The organism is Vibrio sp. Vb0888, from assembly GCF_033338835.1.
Classification (GTDB): domain Bacteria; phylum Pseudomonadota; class Gammaproteobacteria; order Enterobacterales; family Vibrionaceae; genus Vibrio; species Vibrio alginolyticus.
Map to the genome: position 1 here is coordinate 1 of NZ_JAWOTL010000246.1, position 1,136 is coordinate 1,136.

Genomic DNA, 1,136 nt, shown 5'->3' on the forward strand with positions numbered 1-1,136 from the left:
TCGCAGAGGCTGGTTTATTTCACCTGAGCCACTACGCTACGACCCTACTCAAACACTTAATTTTCCGAACATGGCGAAAGCGCAAAATCGCGTGCCAAAAACGGAGCTGATTGCGGCAAAGGGAACTTTAGCTAATAAGCAATCTGCGCGCTTGTTACAACTGCAACCGTTCTCTGATGTTTTTCGTGTTGACCGCGTTCGATATTTGGAAGACAGACCTGTTGTGTATGTGACCAACTATATTCGTCCAGAGATCTTCCCCAATTTATTGAGCTTTGATTTGACCAACTCGCTGACCGACATTTATCGCGAGCACTTTGGTGTGGTGTATCAGAAGACGCGTTACCGTATTTCTACCAGTACCTTGCTTGGTGAAGTCGCGCAAGCGTTGCGAGCAACCTCTGGCACTCCTGCAATGGTTGTTGAACGTACTAACTATAACCAACATGGCGAGTTGATTGACTGCGATATTGAATACTGGCGTCACGATGCCATCAGTATTGAGTCGGTAGCAGAGCTCAATCACTAATGTTCGCATTTTCATATTCAAAGGCTCCATCTCGGAGCCTTTGTTTTATCTAAACAGGAAAACAAATGGATTTTTTGGCAATCGCACTCGTTGTATTTTCAGCGGTTTTGCATGCTGGCTGGAATATCTTGGGTAAAAGCCATTCCGGATCAGGCATGGCATTCACGATGGCTGCAAGCCTGTCTGCTTGTGGAGTGCTTACCCCATATCTGATTTGGTATTTAATCACGCTCGGTTGGACTTCGTTGCCAGTTGAGTTTTGGGGAATGCTGGCTTTTAGTGGAATAGCGCAAATTGTGTATCTCGTCGGTTTGATCATGGCGTATAAACATGCCGATGTTGGTGTGATTTACCCAATTGCACGCGCTTTGCCGGTCATGATGGTGGGAGGGTTCAGTGTTGCACTCGGCCATTCGCTTTCATCTCAACAGTGGCTTGGTTTTGTGTTGATCACCTTTGGCTGCATTTTGGTTCCGTTGACTCATGTTCGCCAAGTTTCTTTGGTGGCGTATCTAAATGTAGGCGTGTTTTGGGCGTTGATCGCGGCAATTGGCACGACAGGGTACTCTGTGGTGGACAAAGAGGCATTAACGTTACTGACTCAGCA

1 protein-coding gene and 1 pseudogene are annotated in these 1,136 nt (G+C 46.7%); both read left to right on the top strand.

Features of this window, described 5'->3' with window-relative positions; genetic code table 11:
- Positions 1-529, top strand: a 529-nt coding sequence (locus R7P72_RS25370) for a UTRA domain-containing protein (protein WP_318111002.1), incomplete at its 5' end; no start/stop codon positions are given.
- A gap of 65 nt (positions 530-594) precedes the next feature.
- A pseudogene (locus R7P72_RS25375) lies at positions 595-1,136 on the top strand (multidrug transporter); the annotation flags it as partial.